Source organism: Pseudomonas sp. HR1, from assembly GCF_030175875.1.
Lineage (GTDB): Bacteria > Pseudomonadota > Gammaproteobacteria > Pseudomonadales > Pseudomonadaceae > Chryseomonas > Chryseomonas oryzihabitans.
This window is the reverse complement of the sequence record NZ_JASNRF010000005.1, coordinates 27,912-46,063: the sequence shown is the minus strand read 5'-3', so window position 1 is coordinate 46,063 and position 18,152 is coordinate 27,912. Positions and strand designations below refer to the sequence as shown.

Sequence of the window (18,152 nt, the reverse complement as noted above, 5' to 3'; positions counted from 1 at the left end):
GGAGTCCTCGGGGGTGGTGGTTGATGAGGTAACGGGCTGCGCTAGGCGCCGCCCAGGAGATGGCGGATGGCGATGGGTACGCCGGGGGTCTGGTATTGCCGCGCCGCCGCTTCCAGGCGCTGTTCGCCCTGGGTGACGCGGTGGTGGTGGCGCAGGTGCTCCAGCCAGGATTCGTCGCAGAAGAATTCCTGCCAGCGGCGCGGTTCGGCGCTGTCCTGCAGCAGCGCCCAGGAGAAGGCGCCGTTGCGCCGGCGCATGGCGCCCACCGCCTGCATGGCCTGGCGAAAGGCCGGGCCGTGCTCGGGGGCGATGTCGTATTCCAGGGTGACCATCACCGGGCCGCGCTCGCGGTCCAGGGAGTCGTCGAGGATGGGCGCCGGCCAGTGCAGCGAAGGCGCGATGTCCGCCGCCGGGGTGACCGGCAGGCGCAGGCGCCAGGTCAGCCCGATGCCGGCCAGCAGCACCCCGGCCGCCGCGCTCAGCGCCACGCTCAGGGAGAAATGACTGGCCAGGGCGCCCCAGAGGAAGCCGCCCAGGGCGCTGGTGCCAAAGAACACCAGGATATAGACGGCCAGGGCGCGGGCGCGCACCCAGGCGGGTACGGCGGTCTGGGCGGCCACCTGCAGGCTGGAGAGCACGGCGATCCAGGCCAGGCCGCTGGCCAGCATCACCGGCAACAGCCAGGCGAAGTCGCGGATCCAGGCCAGGCCGAGCAGGACCAGCGCATAGAGGGCACTGGCGCCGGCCACCAGCAGGTCGCTGGAGAGTCTTTCACGCAGGCGCGGCAGGAGCATGGCGCCGCCGATAGCGCCCAGGCCGACACAGCCGAGCAGGATGCCGAAATCCAGGGCGGTGCCCTGCAGGGCCTGGCGTACCAGCAGGGGCAGCAGGGCCATGCCGGCACTGGCGCCGAGGAAAAACGCGGCGGTCCGGGCCAGCACCACCTGCAGCTGGAGCGAGCTGCAGGCATAGCGGAAGCCGACCCGGACGGCGCCCAGCAGGCGCTCCGCGGGCAGCACGGCGGCTGCAGGTTGGCGTCGCCAGGTCAGGAGCGCGACGATCACGGCAAAAAAGGAGACGGCATTGAGGGCGAAGGTCAGCCAGGGACCGGCCAGGCTGACCAGCACCCCGGCCAGGGCCGGGCCGAGGGCGCGGGCCACGTTCATGCCCAGGCTGGACAGGGCGATGGCCGCGGGCAACTCGCTCTTGTCGACCAGCTCGGGGGTCAGCGCCGACCAGGCCGGCAGCATCAGCGCGGTGCCCACGCCCATGGCCAGGGTCAGGCCCAGCAGCAGCGGTACGGTCATCCAGCCGGCCAGGGTCAGACCAGCCAGGGCCAGGGCCACCGCGGCCATCCACAGCTGCACGCCGAGCAGATAGCGGCGCCGGTCGACGATGTCGGCCAGGGCGCCGGCCGGCAGCGCCAGCAGGAACATCGGCAGCGCCCCCGCCACCTGCACCAGGGCCACCGCCAGGGGGCTGGCGGACAGCGAGGTCATCAGCCAGCCGGCGCCCACCTCGTGCATCCAGGTACCGATGTTGGAGGCGATGCTGGCCAGCCACAGCCAGCGAAAGGTGCGCTGGCGCAGCGGCTGCCAGGGCGAGGCGACGTTGGGAGTCACGGCGGCGGCGGTCATGGCGGCGCTCCTCAGAAGCTGAAGCAGGAGCAGCCGAAGGCGCCCCAGAAGCCACTGAAGTCGCTCACCGGCACCCGGCTCTGGCGCGCCCGCTCATGGCCGTGGCCATGCACGGCACAGGCACCGGCGCACTGGTGCACGGCGGCTTGCAAGGGCGAACCAGGTTTCCAGTGACCGGGCACCTTGACCACCGGCGACCAGTCCGGGGTGACCGGCAAGGGCGGCGGACCCAGACGATCGAATTCCTCGGCGCCATGGACGATGCGGCCACCAACCACGGTGAGCACCGACTCCAGGTGCTTGATGGCCTCTTCCTCGACCGTGAAGAAGTCTGCCGAGAGCACCGCCACGTCGGCCAGCTGGCCCACCCGCAGCTGGCCCTTCTTGCCCTGCTCCGAGGAGAACCAGGCGCTGCCTTGGGTGAACAGCTGCAGCGCGGTGGCCCGTGGCAGGCCTTCCTGGTAGAGCGCGAGGCCGCCGACGGTACGGCCGCTGACCAGCCAGTACAGCGAGGTCCAGGGGTTGTAGCTGGAGACGCGGGTGGCGTCGGTTCCCGCGCCCACCGGCACGCCGGCGGCCAGCATCCGCTGGATCGGCGGGGTCTGCTCGGCCGCCTGGGCGCCATAGCGGTCGACGAAGTATTCGCCCTGGAAGGCCATGCGGTCCTGGATGGCGATGCCGCCGCCGAGCGCCTTGACCCGCTCGATGTTGCGCGGGCTGATGGTCTCGGCGTGGTCGAAGAACCAGGGCAGGCCGTTGAAGGGCACGTCGCGGTTGACCCTCTCGAAGACGTCGAGCATCCGCGAGATGGATTCGTCGTAGGTGGCGTGCAGGCGGAACGGCCAGCGCTGCTCCACCAGGTGGCGCACCACGGGTTCCAGATCGGCTTCCATGGTGGGCGGCAGGTCCGGGCGCGGTTCGAGGAAGTCCTCGAAGTCGGCCGCCGAGAAGGCCAGCATCTCGCCGGCGCCGTTGTGGCGGAGGAAGTCGGTGCCCTGGTGCAGGGTGACGCTGCTGGTCCAGTTCTTGAAGTCGGTCAGCTCTTCCTTGGGTCGCTGGGTGAAGAGGTTGTAGGCGATGCGCACGGTGAGCTGGTCGGCGTCGGCCAGTTCCTGGATCACCTGATAGTCATCCGGGTAGTTCTGGAAGCCGCCGCCGGCGTCGATGGCGCTGGTCAGCCCCAGGCGATTGAGTTCGCGCATGAACTGGCGGGTGGAATTGACCTGGTATTCCAGCGGCAGCTTGGGTCCCTTGGCCAGGGTGGCGTAGAGGATCATGGCGTTGGGCCGGGCGATGAGCATGCCGGTGGGCTCGCCGCGAGCGTCGCGCTGGATCTCGCCGCCCGGGGGATTGGGGGTGTCCCTGGTGTAGCCCACGACCCGCAGGGCGGCGCGGTTGAGCAGCGCCCGGTCGTAGAGGTGGAGGATGAACACCGGGGTGTCCGGCGCCGCCTGGTTGAGTTCGTCCAGGGTCGGCAGGCGCCGCTCGGCGAACTGGAATTCGTTCCAGCCGCCCACCACCCGCACCCACTGGGGCGCCGGGGTGCGCTCAGCCTGGTCCTTGAGCATGCGCAGGGCATCCGCCAGCGAGGGCACGCCCTCCCAGCGCAGCTCCAGGTTGTAGTTGAGGCCGCCACGGATCAGGTGCAGGTGGGAGTCGTTGAGGCCGGGAATGGCGCGGCGCCCGCGCAGGTCGACCACCTGGGTGGCCGGGCCGCGATGAGCCATGACGTCGCTGTCACTGCCCACGGCGATAAAGACGCCGTCCCTGATGGCGACCGCGGTCGCTTCGGGGCGCTCGGGATCGACGGTGTGGAGCTTGCCGTTGTGCAGGATCAGATCGGCGTGTTGCATGTGGCCTCCGGGACCAGGGTCAGAAGCCCGGGCGCAGGGCGCCCGGGAAGGTTCAGCGGGCGACGAAGGCCAGCAGGTCGCGGTTCAGCTGCTCGGCGTGGGTCACCGCGAAGCCGTGGGGCGCGCCGGCGTACACCTTGAGTTCGGCGCCGCGGATCAGCTGGGCGGCGAGCTTGCCGGTGGTTTCGAAGGGCACCACCTGGTCGGCGTCGCCGTGGATCACCAGGGTGGGTACGTCGACCTTGGCCATGTCTGGGCGGAAGTCGGTTTCCGAGAAGGCGGTGACGCAGTCCAGGGTGCCCTTCAGCGACGCCAGCAAGGCGATGTTGAGGGTCTGGGTGAAGACGCCCGCGGAGACCTCCTGGCCCTTGTTGGTGCCATAGAAGACCGGGGCGAAGTCGGCGAGGAACTGGGCGCGGTCCTTGAGCAGACCACCACGGATACCGTCGAAGACGCCCTGGTCGACGCCCTGGGGGAAATCCGGCTTCTGCCCGAACAGCGGGGTGACGGCGCCGAGCAGCGCCAGCTTGGCGACCCGCGCCGAACCGTGGCGCGCCAGGTAGCGGCTGACGTCGCCACCACCCATGGAGAAGCCCACCAGGGTGACGTCGCGCAGGTCCAGGTGCTCGATCAGCTCCTTGATGTCGTCGGCGAAGGTGTCGTAGTCGTAGCCGTTCCACGGCTGGCCGGAGCGCCCGAAACCGCGGCGGTCGAAGGCGATGGCGCGATAGCCGTTGGCGGCCAGATGGTGCATCTGGTAGTCCCACATATCGGCATCAAGCGGCCAGCCGTGGCTGAACAGCACGGGCTTGCCGCTGCCCCAGTCCTTGAAATAGATCTCGACGCCGTCGCGGGTGGTGAAGGTGCTCATGGTTGTTCGCCTCTAGCGGTGGGGGGAGTGGAAAAGGCGCCCGAGCGGGCGTTGAGCCAGGGCGCGCACAGGCGGCTCACCCTCGGCATGATCAGGAACACCACCAGCGGCACGATGCACAGGGTGATCAGCAGGTTGCTGGGCACCGGTCCGGCCAGCAGCGGATAGCGCGCGAACAGCGGCTGCCACAGCGGCGGGATCAGCATCGTCAGGGGCGCGATGACTAGGTAGGTGAGCACCGCCTGCTTCCAGGCCGGTGGCTGGCGCACGCCGGGGCGTGGCGGGGTGAACCAGAATTCGGCGTCGGCATGCACCTCGGGCGCATCGGCCTCGCGCAGCAGCGGCGCCACCTCGGCGATCAGCGCCTGGCGCTCCGGCGAGGCCAGCCAGGCCTGCAGTTGTTCGACGTCGGCGAAGCGCACCAGGGTGGTGAAGGCGGCGCCCTCCTCGGCCGGCGGGATGACGTCCACGCCGAGGTGACCGCAGGCCGCGCGGGCGGCGGTGACGGCGCGCTGCAACCAGCGCTGGTAGGCCTGGTGCTGGCCGGCCAGGGGCTGGTGACGGATCACCAGGGTGACGATGCGGCCGTGGGCCTGGTGCGGGTCTTGCCCGAGTGCGGCGGTCATGACAGCGCCCTGGCGAAACGGCCCTGGGCGGCGTGACGCCTGGCCAGCCGCGCCTCCAGCGAGTAGCGACCCGGTCCGGTGAGTGCCAGGGTGCCGAACAGCACCAGCAGCAGCCAGCCGAACTGACCCTCTTCCAGCGACCACTGCGGATGCACCACCAGCAGGGCGATCAGCAGCAGCCCCAGGATCGGCAGGCAGGCCAGGCGCGTCGCCCAGCCCAGGACGATCAACAGCGGGCAGAGCACCTCGGCGAAGACGGCGAAACCCAGGGTCGGCCAGGCACCCAGGTGCAGCGGGTCCTCGATCAGGCCGAGCTGCTGGCGGAAATGCAGCGCCTTGGGCAGGCCGTGCACCGCCAGGAGCAGTCCGGCGCCACCCAGGCGCAGGAACAAGAGTCCCAGATCCAGTCGCGTCTCGCGCATGGCCCATCCTCCTGATGAGAGAGTCGGCTGCGAGAAAAGCCCCGCGCCGTCGATGGGGCGGACTTTCGCCCGGACGCTGGGGAGCGGCCTTGGACGTCTGTGCTGGTTTTTGTACGCCTGTGCTGTGGCGTATGGCTGAAAGGATTCAGGTCACAGCCAAGGCAGGATAGTCAACCTCAGAGGGACTGTTTAACGCGCGAGCACTACTTATTCGAATACGGAGTGGACAGTAATCTAGCCCCATCGCATCCACGCCGGATGCCGGATCTGGAAAAGGACCCTCGCCCATGAACACCCAAGCCCTCACCGCCACCACCGGCCGCCTGCTGCTCGCCAGCCTCTTCCTGTTCAGTGGCGTGGGCAAACTGCTCGCCCCGGCCGCTACCAAGGGCTACATCGCCGCCATGGGCCTGCCTTTCCCGGACCTCGCCTACCTGGGCGCCCTGGTGGTGGAGCTGGGCCTCGCCAGCCTGCTGCTGATCGGCTATCGCACTCGGCCGGTGGCCCTGGCCATGGCCGCCTTCACCCTGGTCACCGCCCTGGTGTTCCACAGCCACTTCGCCGACCAGAATCAGTTGATCCACTTCCTCAAGAACGTCGCCATCGCCGGGGGCCTGCTGCAGGTGGCGGCCTTCGGCGCCGGGGCCCTGAGCCTGGATGGCCGGCGACCGCTGCGGGCGGCCCGGCTGGCCTGATCGCCCTCGCTCGTTGCGCCCGCCTGGATCCTTGGGTTCAGGCGGGCGCCGTCACATCCAGCATCCTGGCGCAGGCCTCGCGCACCAGCTCGAGGAACAGGCGCAGTCGCGCCGGATAGACCCGGGCGTAGGGATAGATGAGATAGATCGGCAGGGGCGTGGCCTGCCATTCGGGGAGCAGATGTACCAGGCGCCCCGCGGCGACGTCCTCGCGTACCATCCAGTGCGACAGCGCCGCGCAGCCCAGTCCCCGCACCGCGGCATGGCGGGCGACGAAGAGACTCTCGGTGGCCAGCCGCGCCCGCAAGGGGATCAGCCGGCTTTCGCCAGAAGAACCCAGCTGCAGGCGCAATTCGGTCTGGTAGAACTGGGTCATGGCGATCCAGGGCAGCGCCGTCAGCTCCTCGGGTGCCCTCAGCGTGCCTGCCAGGTCCGGCGCCGCCACCAGGATGCGCTGGACATCGCCCAGGCGCACCGCCACGGTGTCCGAATCCTCCACCGCCCCCACCCGAATCGCGCAGTCGACGCCATCGGCGACGAAATTCGGTGCGCGGTCGCTGAGCACCCAGTCCACCTGCATGCCCGGATAGCGCCGCAGATAGGTCTCCAGCGGATCGAGCAACTGCTCCTGGCCGAAGGCATGGGGCATCACCACCCGCAGCCGCCCCTCGGGCTCGGCATGGGCGCCGTGCAGGGCGGCGGCGAAGGCCTGCCAGTCGCCGAGCAGTTGCTGGGCCTGGCGATAGCAACGCTGGCCATCCTCGGTCAGGCGCAGGGCGTGGGTCGAACGCTGCACCAGACGCACCTGCAGCGCCGCCTCCAGTGCCTGCAGGCGCCGGCTGACGGTGGGCTGGGTGGTGCCGAGCTGGCGCGCGGCCGCCGACAGACTGCCGGCCTCGACGATGCGGACGAAGGTCTCCAGCAGGTCGAGACGGTCGTGAGAAAAGGTACTGTTCATACGGCCTACGTATACCCCCTGTACCGGACGTTCGGCTACAGGGGGCGATGGTTGTGCTGAACAATACGCTCATCGTCTTCCCACCGGATGAACCGCCATGACCGATATTCCACTCCCGCATAGCCAGACCTCAGCGCACCGTACCGGCCTGTCCCCTGCCCTGCTCGGCCTGCTGGCCACCGGCGCCGGCCTCAGCGTGGCCAACCTCTATTACAGCCAACCGCTGCTGGGCACCCTGGCCAGTGCCCTGCCCGCGCCCGCTGCCGACGTCGGGCTGATCCCCACCCTCACCCAGCTCGGCTATGCCCTGGGGCTGCTGCTGCTCGCACCCCTGGGTGATCGCTTCGACCGCCGCCGCATCATCCTGGCCAAGCTGGCCGTACTGCTGCTGGCGCTGCTGGGCGCCAGCCTGGCGCCCGGGCTGCACGGGCTGCTGCTGGCCAGCCTGGTGACCGGGCTGGCCGCCACCGTGGCCCAGGACCTGGTGCCCGCCGCCGCGACCCTGGCGCCGCCGGCCGAGCGCGGACGCATCGTCGGCACGGTGATGACCGGCCTGCTGCTGGGCATCCTGCTGTCCCGGGTGGTCAGCGGCCTGGTGGGCGAGTGGCTTGGCTGGCGGGCGGTCTATCTGTTCGCCGCCCTGAGCATCGCCGCCATCGGCGTGGCGGTCTGGCGCGGCCTGCCCGCCTTCGCCGCCACCACCCAACTCAGCTATCCGGCCCTGCTCGGCTCCCTGGGCGCGCTCTGGCGCCGCCATGCCGCCCTGCGCCGGGCGACCCTGGCGCAAGCCCTGCTGTCGGTCGGCTTCAGCGCCTTCTGGTCGACCCTCGCCCTCTATCTGCACGCCGGGCCCTTCCAGCTGGGCAGCGCCGCCGCCGGCGCCTTCGGCCTGGCCGGTGCCGCCGGTGCCCTGGCCGCGCCCTGGGCCGGCCGCCTGGCGGATCGCCATGGCTCGGAGTGGGTAACGCGGCTGGGCATCGGCCTGGCGGCCCTGGCCTTCGCCAGCCTGCTCCTGCTGCCCTGGCTACCAGGCGTGACCGGTCTGGTGCTGCTGGCGCTGGCGACGGTGGTCTTCGACCTGGGCGTCCAGGCCACCCTGATCGCCCACCAGGCCCAGGTCTACGGCCTGGAACCCGAGGCGCGCAGCCGACTCAACGCGGTGCTCTTCACCGGCATGTTCATCGGCATGGCCAGCGGTGCGGCCCTGGGCAGTCTGCTGCTGGCCCGGCTGGGCTGGAATGGCGTCGCCGGCCTGGCGCTGGCCACCGCCCTGCTGGCCCTGGCGGTACGGCTCTGGCCTGGCCGTCCGCGCCCGGTTCGGTGATCGCGGACCAGGATCTGACGCCACCCAGCCCGAGACATCGTCAACCAGGATAGGACGACCATTCTCCTCCCAGCCCGTTAATCAAACCGCAGCGCCACAGTAGGATGACTTCCATGGCGTCGGTACAGACCGCGCCCCTTCAGACAAGGAGCCTCATCATGCTGGCCATTCGTAAAGCTTCCGATCGCGGCGCCGCCAACCACGGCTGGCTCAAGTCCTTCCACACCTTTTCCTTCGCCAGCTACCGCAATCCGGCGGAACAGGGCTTTTCCGACCTGCTGGTGATCAACGACGACACCGTGACCGGGGGCCAGGGCTTCGGCGAGCACCCGCATCGCGACATGGAGATCTTCTCCTATGTGCTCGAAGGCGCCCTGGAGCACCAGGACAGCCTGGGCACCGGCTCGGTGATCCGCCCCGGTGACGTCCAGCTGATGAGCGCCGGCAGCGGCGTCAGCCACAGCGAGTACAACCACTCCGCAAGCGAGCGGGTGCACTTTCTGCAGATCTGGATCGTGCCCAACGTGCGCCGCGCCGAACCGCGCTACCAGCAGCAGCACTTCAGCGCCGAGGCCAAGCGTGGTCGCCTGGCCCTGATCATCTCGCCGGACGGCGCCGAGGGTTCGCTGGAAGTGCGCCAGGACGCCCGCGTCTACGCCGGGCTGTTCGACGGCAGCGAGAGCGCCCGCCTGCAACTGGCCCCCGAGCGCCATGCCTATGTGCACGTCGCCCGCGGCAGCCTGGAGCTGAACGGCGTCCTGCTGCAGGCCGGTGACGGCGCAAGGCTGCGCGGCGAACGCGAGCTGCAGCTGGCCCACGGCACCGACGCCGAGGTGCTGGTGTTCGATCTGCGGCCCAACGAACTGCCGCAAATGCCCTGACCCTGTCTGCGCCTAGGTAGTAGCAGGCGCCAAGCCCGGAGGCCGCTCAGTCGGCCTCCCCTTGCCGAGAACGCGCCATGAGCACCCAAGCCCTGACCTCCCTGGTGGCCGGTAACGCCACCCTCTGGCTGACGCTGAACGTCTTTGGCGAACAGCTGGGCCTGCCGGTACCGGCCTATCCCTCGCTGGTGGTGATGGGCGCGGCGGCCGATGAGGCCGAATTGCTCCTGGCGCTTCTGGCTACCGTGGCGGTCACCGGGGTGGCCGATCTGCTCTGGTACTGGGCCGGTCGGCGGCATGGTGCCTGGCTGCTGCGCCATCTGCCGGGTCATGTCCCGGCCGCCACCCGCTTGCCCGGCCTGCTGCTGGTGGCCAAGTTCATTCCCGGCGCCGCGGCCCTCGCCACCCTCAGCGCCGGGGCCAGTGCCATGCCCCTGCGGCGCTTCCTGGCCTACGACCTGGGCGGCGCCACCCTGTGGATCGGCTCCGGTCTGGCCCTGGGTCGGCTGTTCGAGGCGCACATCCTGGCCCTGCTCGACGGACTCCAGGCCTATGGCCCGGCGCCCCTGCTGCTCGCCGGACTGCTTGGCCTCGCCCTGCTGGGCTGGCACCTGCTGGCCCGCCGGCACGCTCGGCCAAGTCCGTCGCGACAGTATTGCGCCTAGACGGTTGCCGTCTTAACGCTAATTAACGATAGCCAACTCGCACGTCAGACAACTGCACGGAATCATTCTCATCCAGGCGGTCGCGCCACGCGGCTGGTTTGATAGGGAGAGCGCCATGTCCATGACCGTCGATAGCACCCTGGCTCTATCCAGTACCCGACTGGTCGGTTTGGCAGCCTGGCAGGAACGGCTGGCCAAGGAAGTCCTGCTGCAGCATCTGGAGCGCGGCATCAGCGTCAGCCAGGTCGCCTCCGTCTGCGGCCTGTCGCGCAGTCACTTCACCCGCCAGTTCAAGCTCAGCGCCGGACTCGCCCCCCTGGAATGGCTGCGCCAGCAACGCATCGACCGCGCCCGGCACCTGCTCGCCGAGCACCGACTACCCCTGGCGGCGATCGCCCTGGAGTGCGGCTTCTTCGATCAGGCGCATCTGAGCCGGGTGTTCACCCGCGCCGTCGGGGTCCCGCCGCTGGCCTGGCAACAGCAGGCCCTGGAGCGGCGGTTGCTGACGGAACTGGCGCAGGTGCAGCCGCAGCATGGCCAGCAGGCGGTAGCCTAGGGCCGCCCCGCTGCCTTCGACCAGGATCAGCGACTTGTCCACCAGTTGCCCCAGCAGGGGGATGAACAAGGCCTCCTCCAGCCCGCGCTGCGCCGCCAGGCGCAGGGCCTGCTGACGACTGAAGCGCTCGCCGGCCTCGGCCAGGGTCGCCAGCACGGCGAATTCCGACTCGCTCAGGCTGTGCAGACTCCAGTCGAGCATGGCGCCAAGGCTGCGCTGGCGTTGCGCCGCCGTGCGCCGTCCGGCCACGCTCAGGTAATAGCCGCCGTCGAGTTGCGCCAGTACCCCCGCCAGCCCCAGCGCCGCTACCTGCTCGGCCAGGATCTCCAGCGCCAGGGGCACGCCTTCGCTGCGGCGGCAGATCTCGCCCACCAGCTGCACGTCGGCCGGCCGCAGCTGCAGCCCCGGCAGGCGCGCCCGGGCACGTCGGACGAACAGCCGAAAGGCCGGCTCGCGCATGGCGTCGCGCAGTTGCCGCGCGGGTGGTTGCGCGACCGGCAGCGGCGCCAGGCGCAACACGGCCTCGCCTTCCACCCGCAAGGCTTCGCGACTGGTGACCAGCACCCTGAGTTGCGGACAGCCCTGCAGCAGGTTTTCCACCAGCCAGGCCGCGGGTTCGACCAGGCGCTCGGCGTTGTCCAGCACCAGCAGCAGGCGCCGCGTGGCCAGCGCCTCCTGCAGCGCCGGCAGGCCACTGCCGCTGGCCAGGCCCAGGTCACTGGCGAGACGGTCCACCAGCGCCATCATGTGGCCCAGCGCCGCAAGATCGAGACTCTGGATCCCGTCGGCGAAGTCTTCCAGCGTGGGCAGCAGGTGCTGGACCAGCAGCGACTTGCCGACACCGCCGGTGCCCACCACCGACACCAGGCGGCGTTGCGCGAGCAGGCGACGCAATTCGACCAGGCTGGTGTCGCGCCCCTCCAGGGGCGTCAGGGGCAGCGGCGTCTCGGCCAGCGGCGTGAGGTCCGCTTCGTTCAGGCGCTCCACCGCCAGGGCGAAGCCGTAGCCGCGCTGCCGGGCGCTGAGAATGGGATCCCGATCGCTGTAGGGCCGCAGCACCCGGCGCAGGGCCGAGATGTGCACCCGCAGATTGATGTCCTCGACGACGGCGCCGGGCCAGACCCGGGCCATCAGGGTCTGCTTGCCGACCAGCTCGCCGGGGTGCTCCAGCAGCACCCGCAGGATATCCAGTGCGCGCCCACTCAGGGGCAGCGGCCGCTCGCCATCCAGCAGCAGGCGCCGGCGCGCATCCAGGACCAGGCCGCAGAAGCGGAAGGCACTGGCGTCTTCCAGGGACTTGGGCTCTTGCATGACCATGTCGCGCCCCCTCGCTGCGGGTCCTGCGGGCACCTGGCTCCGCAGCCCCTCGCCAGTAGGCGCCTCTCCTTGCCGATAGGTATGACCATTCTGGCCGCTGCCCAGGCAAGGCGTATGACGATCTACGGCCAGAAGCTGCCATCGATGGGCGTGATACCGCCATCCGCAGCTGCGTTCAGCTGAACTGGTAGCGGTACTGCGCTGGGGTCAGCCCCAGATGGCTCTGGAAGGCGGCGCGCATGCAGCGATCGCTGGCGAAGCCGCTGCGAAAGGCCACGGTCTTCAGCGGCAGCTCGGAGGTCTCCAGCAATTCGCGCGCATGATCGATGCGCGCCCTGAGCACGAACTCCAGGGGCGTCATGCCGGTGTCGCGCTTGAACACCCGGGCGAAGTTGCGGGTGCCCATGGTCGCGAGTTCGGCGAGCCGGCTGATCGAATAGGCCTGGTCGATGTTCGCTACGACATGCTGCTGCACCCGGGTGATGGCGGTGGTCGCCTCCGGCTCGTCGAACAGCGGACTGAACTGGGCCTGCTTGCCCTGCCGCTGGGTCACCACCACCAGCACCTTGGCCACCTCCCGGGCGATGGCCTTGCCGTGGTCTTCGGCCACCAGCGCCAGCGCCAGGTCGATGCCGGCGGTGACTCCGGCCGAGGTGAGCAGCGGGCCGTCGCTCAGGTAGATCTCGTCGGCGGTCACCTGGGCGCGGGGAAAACGGCGCGCCAGACGTTCGCGATAATTCCAGTGGGTGGTCACCCGCCGGCCATCGAGCAGACCGGCGCTGCCGAGCAGAAAGGTGCCGGTGCAGACCGCCCCGTAGCGCGCGCACTGCGCGGGCACCTGCCGTAGCCAGGCCGCGACATCGGGATGGGGCTCCAGATAAGCACCCGGCCCGCCGGGCACCAGCAGCAGGTCGTAGGCCCCCGGCGGCTGCTGGGTGGTGAGCTCCGTGCGTATCGTCATGCCATTTGAACAACGCAGAGTCCGCCGCCGCCCCGCGGCGATGGTCACGATGCGATAGTGGTCGGCTGCCGGCAGATAGCGATTGGCGATGGAGAACACCTCCACCGGCCCGGCGAAATCCAGCATCAGCACCTCGGGGACCAGCAAGAAAGCCACTGTCCTCGTCATGGCGATACATCCTTATCCGTGTTGCAGTTTGTCCTTGGACGCTGGAGCGTCCGGGTGACGGTAGGGACGAGGATAAGGATCTGTCCCCCGAGGACAAGCAGTAGCAAAAGGCCATCCATCTATTTTTTGCCACGCGCGATCAGGGGCCAACGAAAGGAAGGCCTCTGGCTCAGGGTTCTTGTGGACCTGCTATTGGCGCTACCCCCGCCGCAACCTGATCAGGGTGATCTCGCTCGGCGCGCCGAAACGCAGCGGCGGGCCCCAGTAGCCAGTGCCGCGGCTGATGTAGACGGTCAGTCGACCCAGGCGGTGGATGCCGGCCACCCAGGGTTGCTGCAGGCGCACGAAGTGCATCCAGGGCCAGAACTGGCCGCCGTGGGTGTGGCCGGAGAGCTGCAGGTCGGCGCCGGCGGCTTCGGCCTTGGGCGCCGAGCGCGGCTGATGGGCCAGCAGCAGGCGGAACAGGCCTTCCGGGGTGCCGGCGAAGGCGGCGGCGGCGTCGCTGCGGTGGCTGGGCACATAGAGCGGCGCCGAGTAGTCGGTGATGCCGGCCAGCACGAAGGGCGTGCCCTGGTGCTGCAGCACCCGATGCTCGTCGAGCAGCACGGTCAGGCCCTGGTCGCGCCAGGTGCGCACCCAGGCTTCGGCGCCGGAATAGTATTCGTGGTTGCCGGTGATGGCGTAGGTGCCCAGGCGCGCCTTGAGCCCTTGCAGCGGCAGGAATTCGTGCTGCAGTTCGGCCACGCTGCCGTCCACCAGGTCACCGGTGATGGCCACCAGATCGGCGTCCAGGCCGTTGACCCGGTCGACGATGCGTTGCAGATAGCCGGCCTTGATGGTCGGGCCGATGTGCAGGTCGCTCAGTTGCACGATGCGCAGTCCGTCCAGGCCGGAGGGCAGGCTGGGCAAGGCTAGTTCCACTTCCTTGACCCTGGCCGTGCGGCGGGCGTTGTAGACGCTGCGCAGGGCCACCAGCAGCACCAGTCCCAGCACCGCCCAGGCACTGCCGACGCGCCAGGCGGCGTCCAGCGGCTGACCGATGAGGCTGGCCAGGGCCACCACCAGACCGCGCAGCAGGCTGAACACCGCCAGGCTGGAGAACACGCCCATGGCGATCAGCGCCGCCCAGGCCAGCAGGCGCGAATTCATGTCCCGCGAACGAAAGCCCAGGGGCACCAGGACGAAGGACAGCAGCAGCAGGGCCCAGAAGGGTAGCTGGGCGGCCGGCGTCAGCCCGAGGTCACCGATGACGCTGAGGCCGATGAACAGGTGCAGGGCGAAGAGAACCAGATACATCATGGCGCGGGAGCGGAACATGGAGGGCCCTGAGGCTAGGAAGAGGTCTTACCTTAGCACCCCGCCGGTCGCCCCTCGGAGCCCCGGTGTGTTTCCGGCTACAACGATTCAGCCGGCATTCAGCGCTGCTCCGCCTCGCCGGCCTGGGCCGCCTGATCCGCGCGCCGGCCCAGGTAGAAGCCGAGCCAGGCCCAGAGCGCCGCGCAGCCGGCGCCCACCAGCGCCGGCAGCCAGGCGCCGTGGCCGAGCAGATCCAGCAGACTCTTGGCCCAGCCGCTGGCGGCGTCACCGGCGCGATAGACCACGGTGTCGATGAAGTTCTTGGCCTTGTACTGGGTCTCGGCGTCCAGCGGCGCGAAGAGCATCTCGCGACCCGGGCGGATGAAGGCGTATTCGCCGATCCGCCTGACGATCATCAGCCCCGCCAGCATGGCGAAGGTGGGCAGCAGCGCGAGGCCCAGGAAGCCGATGCACATCAGCAGCGGCACCCCGGCCAGCAGCACCCGCACCCCGAGGCGCTGGGCCAGGCGACCGGTGATCAGCACCTGGCTGGCCAGGGCGCCGGCCTGGACCACGAAGTCCAGCAGGCCGAACACCTGCACCTGGCGGGCGCGATCGGGAAACAGCTCGGCCACCAGTCGCGCCTGCTCGAAGTAGAGAAAGGTGCTGACCGTGGCCAGCAGGATGACGAAGGCGCTCACCGCCAGCAGATAGGGCGAGGCCAGCACCCGGGTCAGGCCGCTGAAGGGGTTGCCGGCCACCGGGCGACGCGGACTTTCGGTCGGCGGCGCACCCGGGCGTCCGGCACCGCGGGTCTCGCGCCAGCCCATCAGATAGGCCTTGAGCCTGAGCGCCAGGAGCAGCAGCGCGGCGGCCAGCAGCGCCAGGCCCGCTTCACCGATCAGGGGCGCCAGGGCGGCGGCCAGCACCGGCCCGAGCAGGCCACCGACACTGGCCCCGGCGGCGATGAAGGCGAACAGCCGCCGCGCCTGGGCGCCGTCGAAGACATCGGCCATCAGACTCCAGGCCACCGAGACCACGAAGAGGTTGTAGACCGAGATCCAGACATAGAAGGTACGCGCCAGCCAGACGCTGTCGCCTAAGCTTGCGAAGCAGGCGGCGAAGGCCAGGAGGTTGAGCGCGAAGAAGCCGTAGACCCAGTCGACGAAGCGAATCCGCGCCACCCGCGAATTGAGCCAGGCGAACAGCGGCACGGCGAGCAGCATCACCACAAAGGTGGCGGTGAACAGCCACTGCAGATTCTCCACGCCGCCGGCGATGCCCATGGCCTCGCGGATCGGCCGCAGCATGAAGTAGCCGGCGAACAGGCAGAGAAACAGCGCAAAGCCCGCCAGGGCCGCGGACGATTCACCGGCGCGGGCGTCGAGGACGCGACCGAGCCAGTCCTTCATCTAGGCGAACAGCCCGGCGATGGCCTCGCGCTGGCGCGCATCGGGCAGGCGCCCGCGACCGGCCTGGAGGTTGTCGACCATGTAGCGCGGATTGCTGGTGGCCGGGATCACCACAGTCACCGCTGGGTCGGCGAGGATGAACTTGAGCAGCAGTTGCGCCCAGCTGGTCGCGCCCAGTTCGGCGGCCAGCGGCGGCAGTGGCTTGCCACGGGTGCCGGCGAGCAGGTTGCCGCGCTGGAAGGGTCTATTGATCAGCACGGCGATGCCCTGGTCGCGGCAATAGGGCAACAGGCGTTTTTCGGCTTCGCGCTCGCCCACCGAATAGTTGAACTGCACGAAGTCGACCTTCTCCTTTTTCAGGGTAGCGAGCAGATCGTCCAGCGCCGCTTCGCGATAGTGGGTGACGCCCACGTAGCGCACCTTGCCGGCCTGCTGCTGTTCGCGCAGCAGGGCCAGTTGGTTGGCGGTGTCCTGCAGGTTGTGCACCTGGACCAGATCCAGGCGCTCGGTCTGCAGGGCCTTGAAGCTGGCGGCCAGTTGCGCCGCGCCGCGTTCGCGGCCGGTAGAGGAAATCTTGGTGGCGAGAAAGACCTTGTCGCGGGCCTGGGCCCGCCTGACCAGCTCCCCGGCCACCCGTTCGGAGTTGCCATAGCTGGGCGCGGTGTCGATGAGGGTGCCGCCGCCGTCGAGCAACGCCTTGAGCACCTCCTGCAGCGGCGCCAGGGCGGCGTCGTTCAGGTCGACATCGAGATTGCCCGAGGTGCCCAGGCCGATGACCGGCAGCGCCTCGCCGGTGCGCGGGATCTTGCGGGTCAGCAGCGGCTCGGCGGCCTGGGCGCTCTGCCACAGCCAGGGCGCGGCGGTCACGGCCGCAGCCAGGGCGGTGGTGGTCTGCAGGAAATGGCGACGGGTCGGCATGGCGGGCCTCGCGACGATCGGATTCGGAAAGGTGACCCTTGAGTTAAGCGGTTCTTCCAGCCGATTGCCTACCGGGCTCATTGCGGCATGTTGCGGCGCTCTCGCAGGTTGAGTTGAGCGCAGCGAAGCCCAACACCGCCCAAGGTTGGACATCCCTGTTGGGCTTCGACGATGGAGCCGTCCCAGACCAACCTACGTGGCTAGCTCCCGTAGCGTGGACAACGGCGTAGCCTTGTCTGCTAATGGCATTAGCGCACACCTGTGGAAAACGCTGCGCGGTTTTCCACGCTACGGGTTGGCGACATCCTGGCCCGCAAGGATGTCGTGATCCGCTGGTGGCAAACTTCCATCGCCGCCCAGGTAGCGGTCGTAGAAATCCCGCACCGTGACGTTCTTGTGCTTGGCTTCGAACATGATGTCGAAACGGTCGAGGAACTGGCAGGCGTAGCGGTTGCACCAGTCGTTCCACATCATGTCACTGTGGGCATAGAGCAGCCGCTTGCTGATCTGCTGCAGCAGGAACTTGATGTCGATGCGCTCGCTGGGCGAGACGCCCATTTCCATCAGCGCCTCCGGCGGCTGGGAGTAGTGCATGGCCGGACGCACCCCGCGCCAGCTGTCGATGATGCGCGCCACCCGTGGCTCCCAGGGATCGATGTAGGCCTCCTCGTGGATCCAGCAGTGGTGGATGTCCAGCACCACCGGGGCGAGGTCGGCCAGTTGCAGGCAGTCGTCGACGCCATAGGTCTTTTCATCGTTCTCGAAGGTGATGCAGTTGCGCGCCTCGCCTGAAAGACGCGGCCAGACCGCGCGGATGCCCGGCACGCCCAGGCGACCGGCGATGTGCACGTTGCACTTGAAGTCCTGGAATGTCTGGCCGTAGCCCATCAGGCGGATCATGTCGGCGTGGTATTCGAATTCCTTCAGGCTGTTCTCCACCACCTCCGGGCGATCCGAGCCCAGCACGCAGAATTGCCCGGGGTGCAGCGACAGCCGCACATCGCGGCGGCGGGCCAGCTCGCCCAGCCGGCCGAAGCGATCCTCCAGCAGCGCCTGCAATTCCTGGGAGCGATAGAAGTAGGCGAATTCGGCGTGGCTGTAGAAGGGCAGCAGGTCGCTGCTCAGGCGAAGCATGCGCAGATTGTCCGGCAGGTCGGCGACGTGCTCGACGAATCTCAGCTGGGCATCGAGGTTGTGGGTGACCACGTCCAGCAACTTGGCCTCGGCGGCGGCGCGCTCGACGCTGCCCAGCCAGCGCAGGGTGGTGGTGCGGGTATTGAAGGCCCGCTCGACCTGCTCCAGTTCCTTGAGCGACAGGCTGCGCTCGGGGTGACGGTACATGCAGGCAAAGCCGATTCGATACATGGGACGCTCGGGTCAGGGACTCTAGGGATTAGTCCGCGCGGCGCCGCTTGGGTGCGGGTGGAGTGATGGGTGGAGGGGTGTCACCTGGAAATGTGGTGCCTGGGCGTGCCCTCACCCCGGCCCTCTCCCAGGGGGAGAGGGGGTGGTATGGCAAGGGGGGTGACGTTCTCGATGTATCAACTTGAGCGGCGGCAGCCAGTGGAAAACGCTGCGCGGTTTTCCACGCT

General features: G+C 69.1%; 16 protein-coding genes and 1 pseudogene. 5 read left to right on the top strand and 12 right to left on the bottom strand.

The genetic code is table 11. The annotated features are described in order from the left end of the window. Nucleotides 1-41: 41 nt before the first annotated feature. From QKY98_RS17985 to QKY98_RS17965, 5 genes are read right to left on the bottom strand one after another with little or no spacing between them, the layout of a single operon-like run. Nucleotides 42-1,637: an MFS transporter gene (locus tag QKY98_RS17985; RefSeq protein WP_284671354.1), complete on the bottom strand. Its 1,596-nt coding sequence runs from the start codon at nt 1,635-1,637 to the stop codon at nt 42-44. A gap of 11 nt (nt 1,638-1,648) precedes the next feature. After that, nucleotides 1,649-3,490, bottom strand: coding sequence for an amidohydrolase (locus QKY98_RS17980; RefSeq protein ID WP_284671353.1), 1,842 nt, complete (start codon nt 3,488-3,490; stop codon nt 1,649-1,651). A gap of 52 nt (nt 3,491-3,542) precedes the next feature. Continuing rightward, a complete protein-coding gene (locus QKY98_RS17975) occupies nt 3,543-4,361 on the bottom strand; it encodes an alpha/beta fold hydrolase (RefSeq protein WP_027602856.1) in 819 nt (272 codons plus the stop codon). Then, nucleotides 4,358-4,987 carry an antibiotic biosynthesis monooxygenase gene (locus QKY98_RS17970; protein ID WP_044342896.1) on the bottom strand — a complete coding sequence of 210 codons (630 nt, stop codon included), beginning with the start codon at nt 4,985-4,987 and terminating at the stop codon, nt 4,358-4,360. Before QKY98_RS17970 ends, QKY98_RS17975 begins: the two co-directional genes overlap by 4 nt. Then, nucleotides 4,984-5,409 (bottom strand): DoxX family protein, encoded by a 426-nt coding sequence (locus QKY98_RS17965; protein ID WP_284671352.1) that lies wholly within the window; start codon nt 5,407-5,409, stop codon nt 4,984-4,986. The genes QKY98_RS17970 and QKY98_RS17965 overlap by 4 nt, the downstream gene beginning before the upstream one ends. A 287-nt stretch (nt 5,410-5,696) precedes the next feature. Here QKY98_RS17965 and QKY98_RS17960 point away from each other — a divergent pair, with 287 nt between their 5' ends. Next, nucleotides 5,697-6,104, top strand: a complete 408-nt coding sequence (locus tag QKY98_RS17960) for a DoxX family protein (RefSeq protein ID WP_150340585.1) — start codon at nt 5,697-5,699, stop codon at nt 6,102-6,104. 37 nt (nt 6,105-6,141) lie between these two features. Here QKY98_RS17960 and QKY98_RS17955 read toward each other — a convergent pair whose 3' ends face one another. Continuing rightward, nucleotides 6,142-7,062 (bottom strand): LysR family transcriptional regulator, encoded by a 921-nt coding sequence (locus tag QKY98_RS17955; RefSeq protein ID WP_074584042.1) that lies wholly within the window; start codon nt 7,060-7,062, stop codon nt 6,142-6,144. A 97-nt stretch (nt 7,063-7,159) separates the two neighbouring features. On the opposite strand from QKY98_RS17955, the gene QKY98_RS17950 reads away from it, so the two are divergent. From QKY98_RS17950 to QKY98_RS17935, 4 genes are all read left to right on the top strand, one after another. Further along, nucleotides 7,160-8,386: an MFS transporter gene (locus QKY98_RS17950; protein ID WP_284671351.1), complete on the top strand. Its 1,227-nt coding sequence runs from the start codon at nt 7,160-7,162 to the stop codon at nt 8,384-8,386. Between the two features lie 158 nt (nt 8,387-8,544). Next, nucleotides 8,545-9,267 (top strand): pirin family protein, encoded by a 723-nt coding sequence (locus tag QKY98_RS17945; protein WP_027602851.1) that lies wholly within the window; start codon nt 8,545-8,547, stop codon nt 9,265-9,267. 77 nt (nt 9,268-9,344) lie between these two features. Then, nucleotides 9,345-9,932 (top strand): DedA family protein, encoded by a 588-nt coding sequence (locus QKY98_RS17940; RefSeq protein WP_007161531.1) that lies wholly within the window; start codon nt 9,345-9,347, stop codon nt 9,930-9,932. Nucleotides 9,933-10,047: 115 nt separating this feature from the next. Further along, nucleotides 10,048-10,488, top strand: a complete 441-nt coding sequence (locus QKY98_RS17935; RefSeq protein WP_044342902.1) for a helix-turn-helix domain-containing protein — start codon at nt 10,048-10,050, stop codon at nt 10,486-10,488. A gap of 621 nt (nt 10,489-11,109) precedes the next feature. On the opposite strand, the pseudogene QKY98_RS23790 reads toward QKY98_RS17935, so the two are convergent. The 6 genes and pseudogenes from QKY98_RS23790 to uvsE all read right to left on the bottom strand — a co-directional run. Then, nucleotides 11,110-11,799, bottom strand: a pseudogene (locus QKY98_RS23790) (winged helix-turn-helix domain-containing protein); the annotation flags it as partial. 181 nt (nt 11,800-11,980) lie between these two features. After that, complete coding sequence (locus tag QKY98_RS17925) at nt 11,981-12,934, bottom strand: GlxA family transcriptional regulator (RefSeq protein WP_169854753.1); 954 nt, start codon at nt 12,932-12,934, stop codon at nt 11,981-11,983. Between the two features lie 198 nt (nt 12,935-13,132). Continuing rightward, nucleotides 13,133-14,251 carry a metallophosphoesterase gene (locus tag QKY98_RS17920; RefSeq protein WP_284671350.1) on the bottom strand — a complete coding sequence of 373 codons (1,119 nt, stop codon included), beginning with the start codon at nt 14,249-14,251 and terminating at the stop codon, nt 13,133-13,135. A gap of 98 nt (nt 14,252-14,349) precedes the next feature. Then, nucleotides 14,350-15,642 carry an NTP/NDP exchange transporter gene (locus QKY98_RS17915; protein ID WP_169854754.1) on the bottom strand — a complete coding sequence of 431 codons (1,293 nt, stop codon included), beginning with the start codon at nt 15,640-15,642 and terminating at the stop codon, nt 14,350-14,352. After that, nucleotides 15,643-16,560, bottom strand: a complete 918-nt coding sequence (locus tag QKY98_RS17910; RefSeq protein ID WP_284671349.1) for an aldo/keto reductase — start codon at nt 16,558-16,560, stop codon at nt 15,643-15,645. 288 nt (nt 16,561-16,848) lie between these two features. Further along, nucleotides 16,849-17,925 carry a UV DNA damage repair endonuclease UvsE gene (gene uvsE, locus QKY98_RS17905; RefSeq protein WP_077173152.1) on the bottom strand — a complete coding sequence of 359 codons (1,077 nt, stop codon included), beginning with the start codon at nt 17,923-17,925 and terminating at the stop codon, nt 16,849-16,851. Nucleotides 17,926-18,152: the final 227 nt, after the last annotated feature.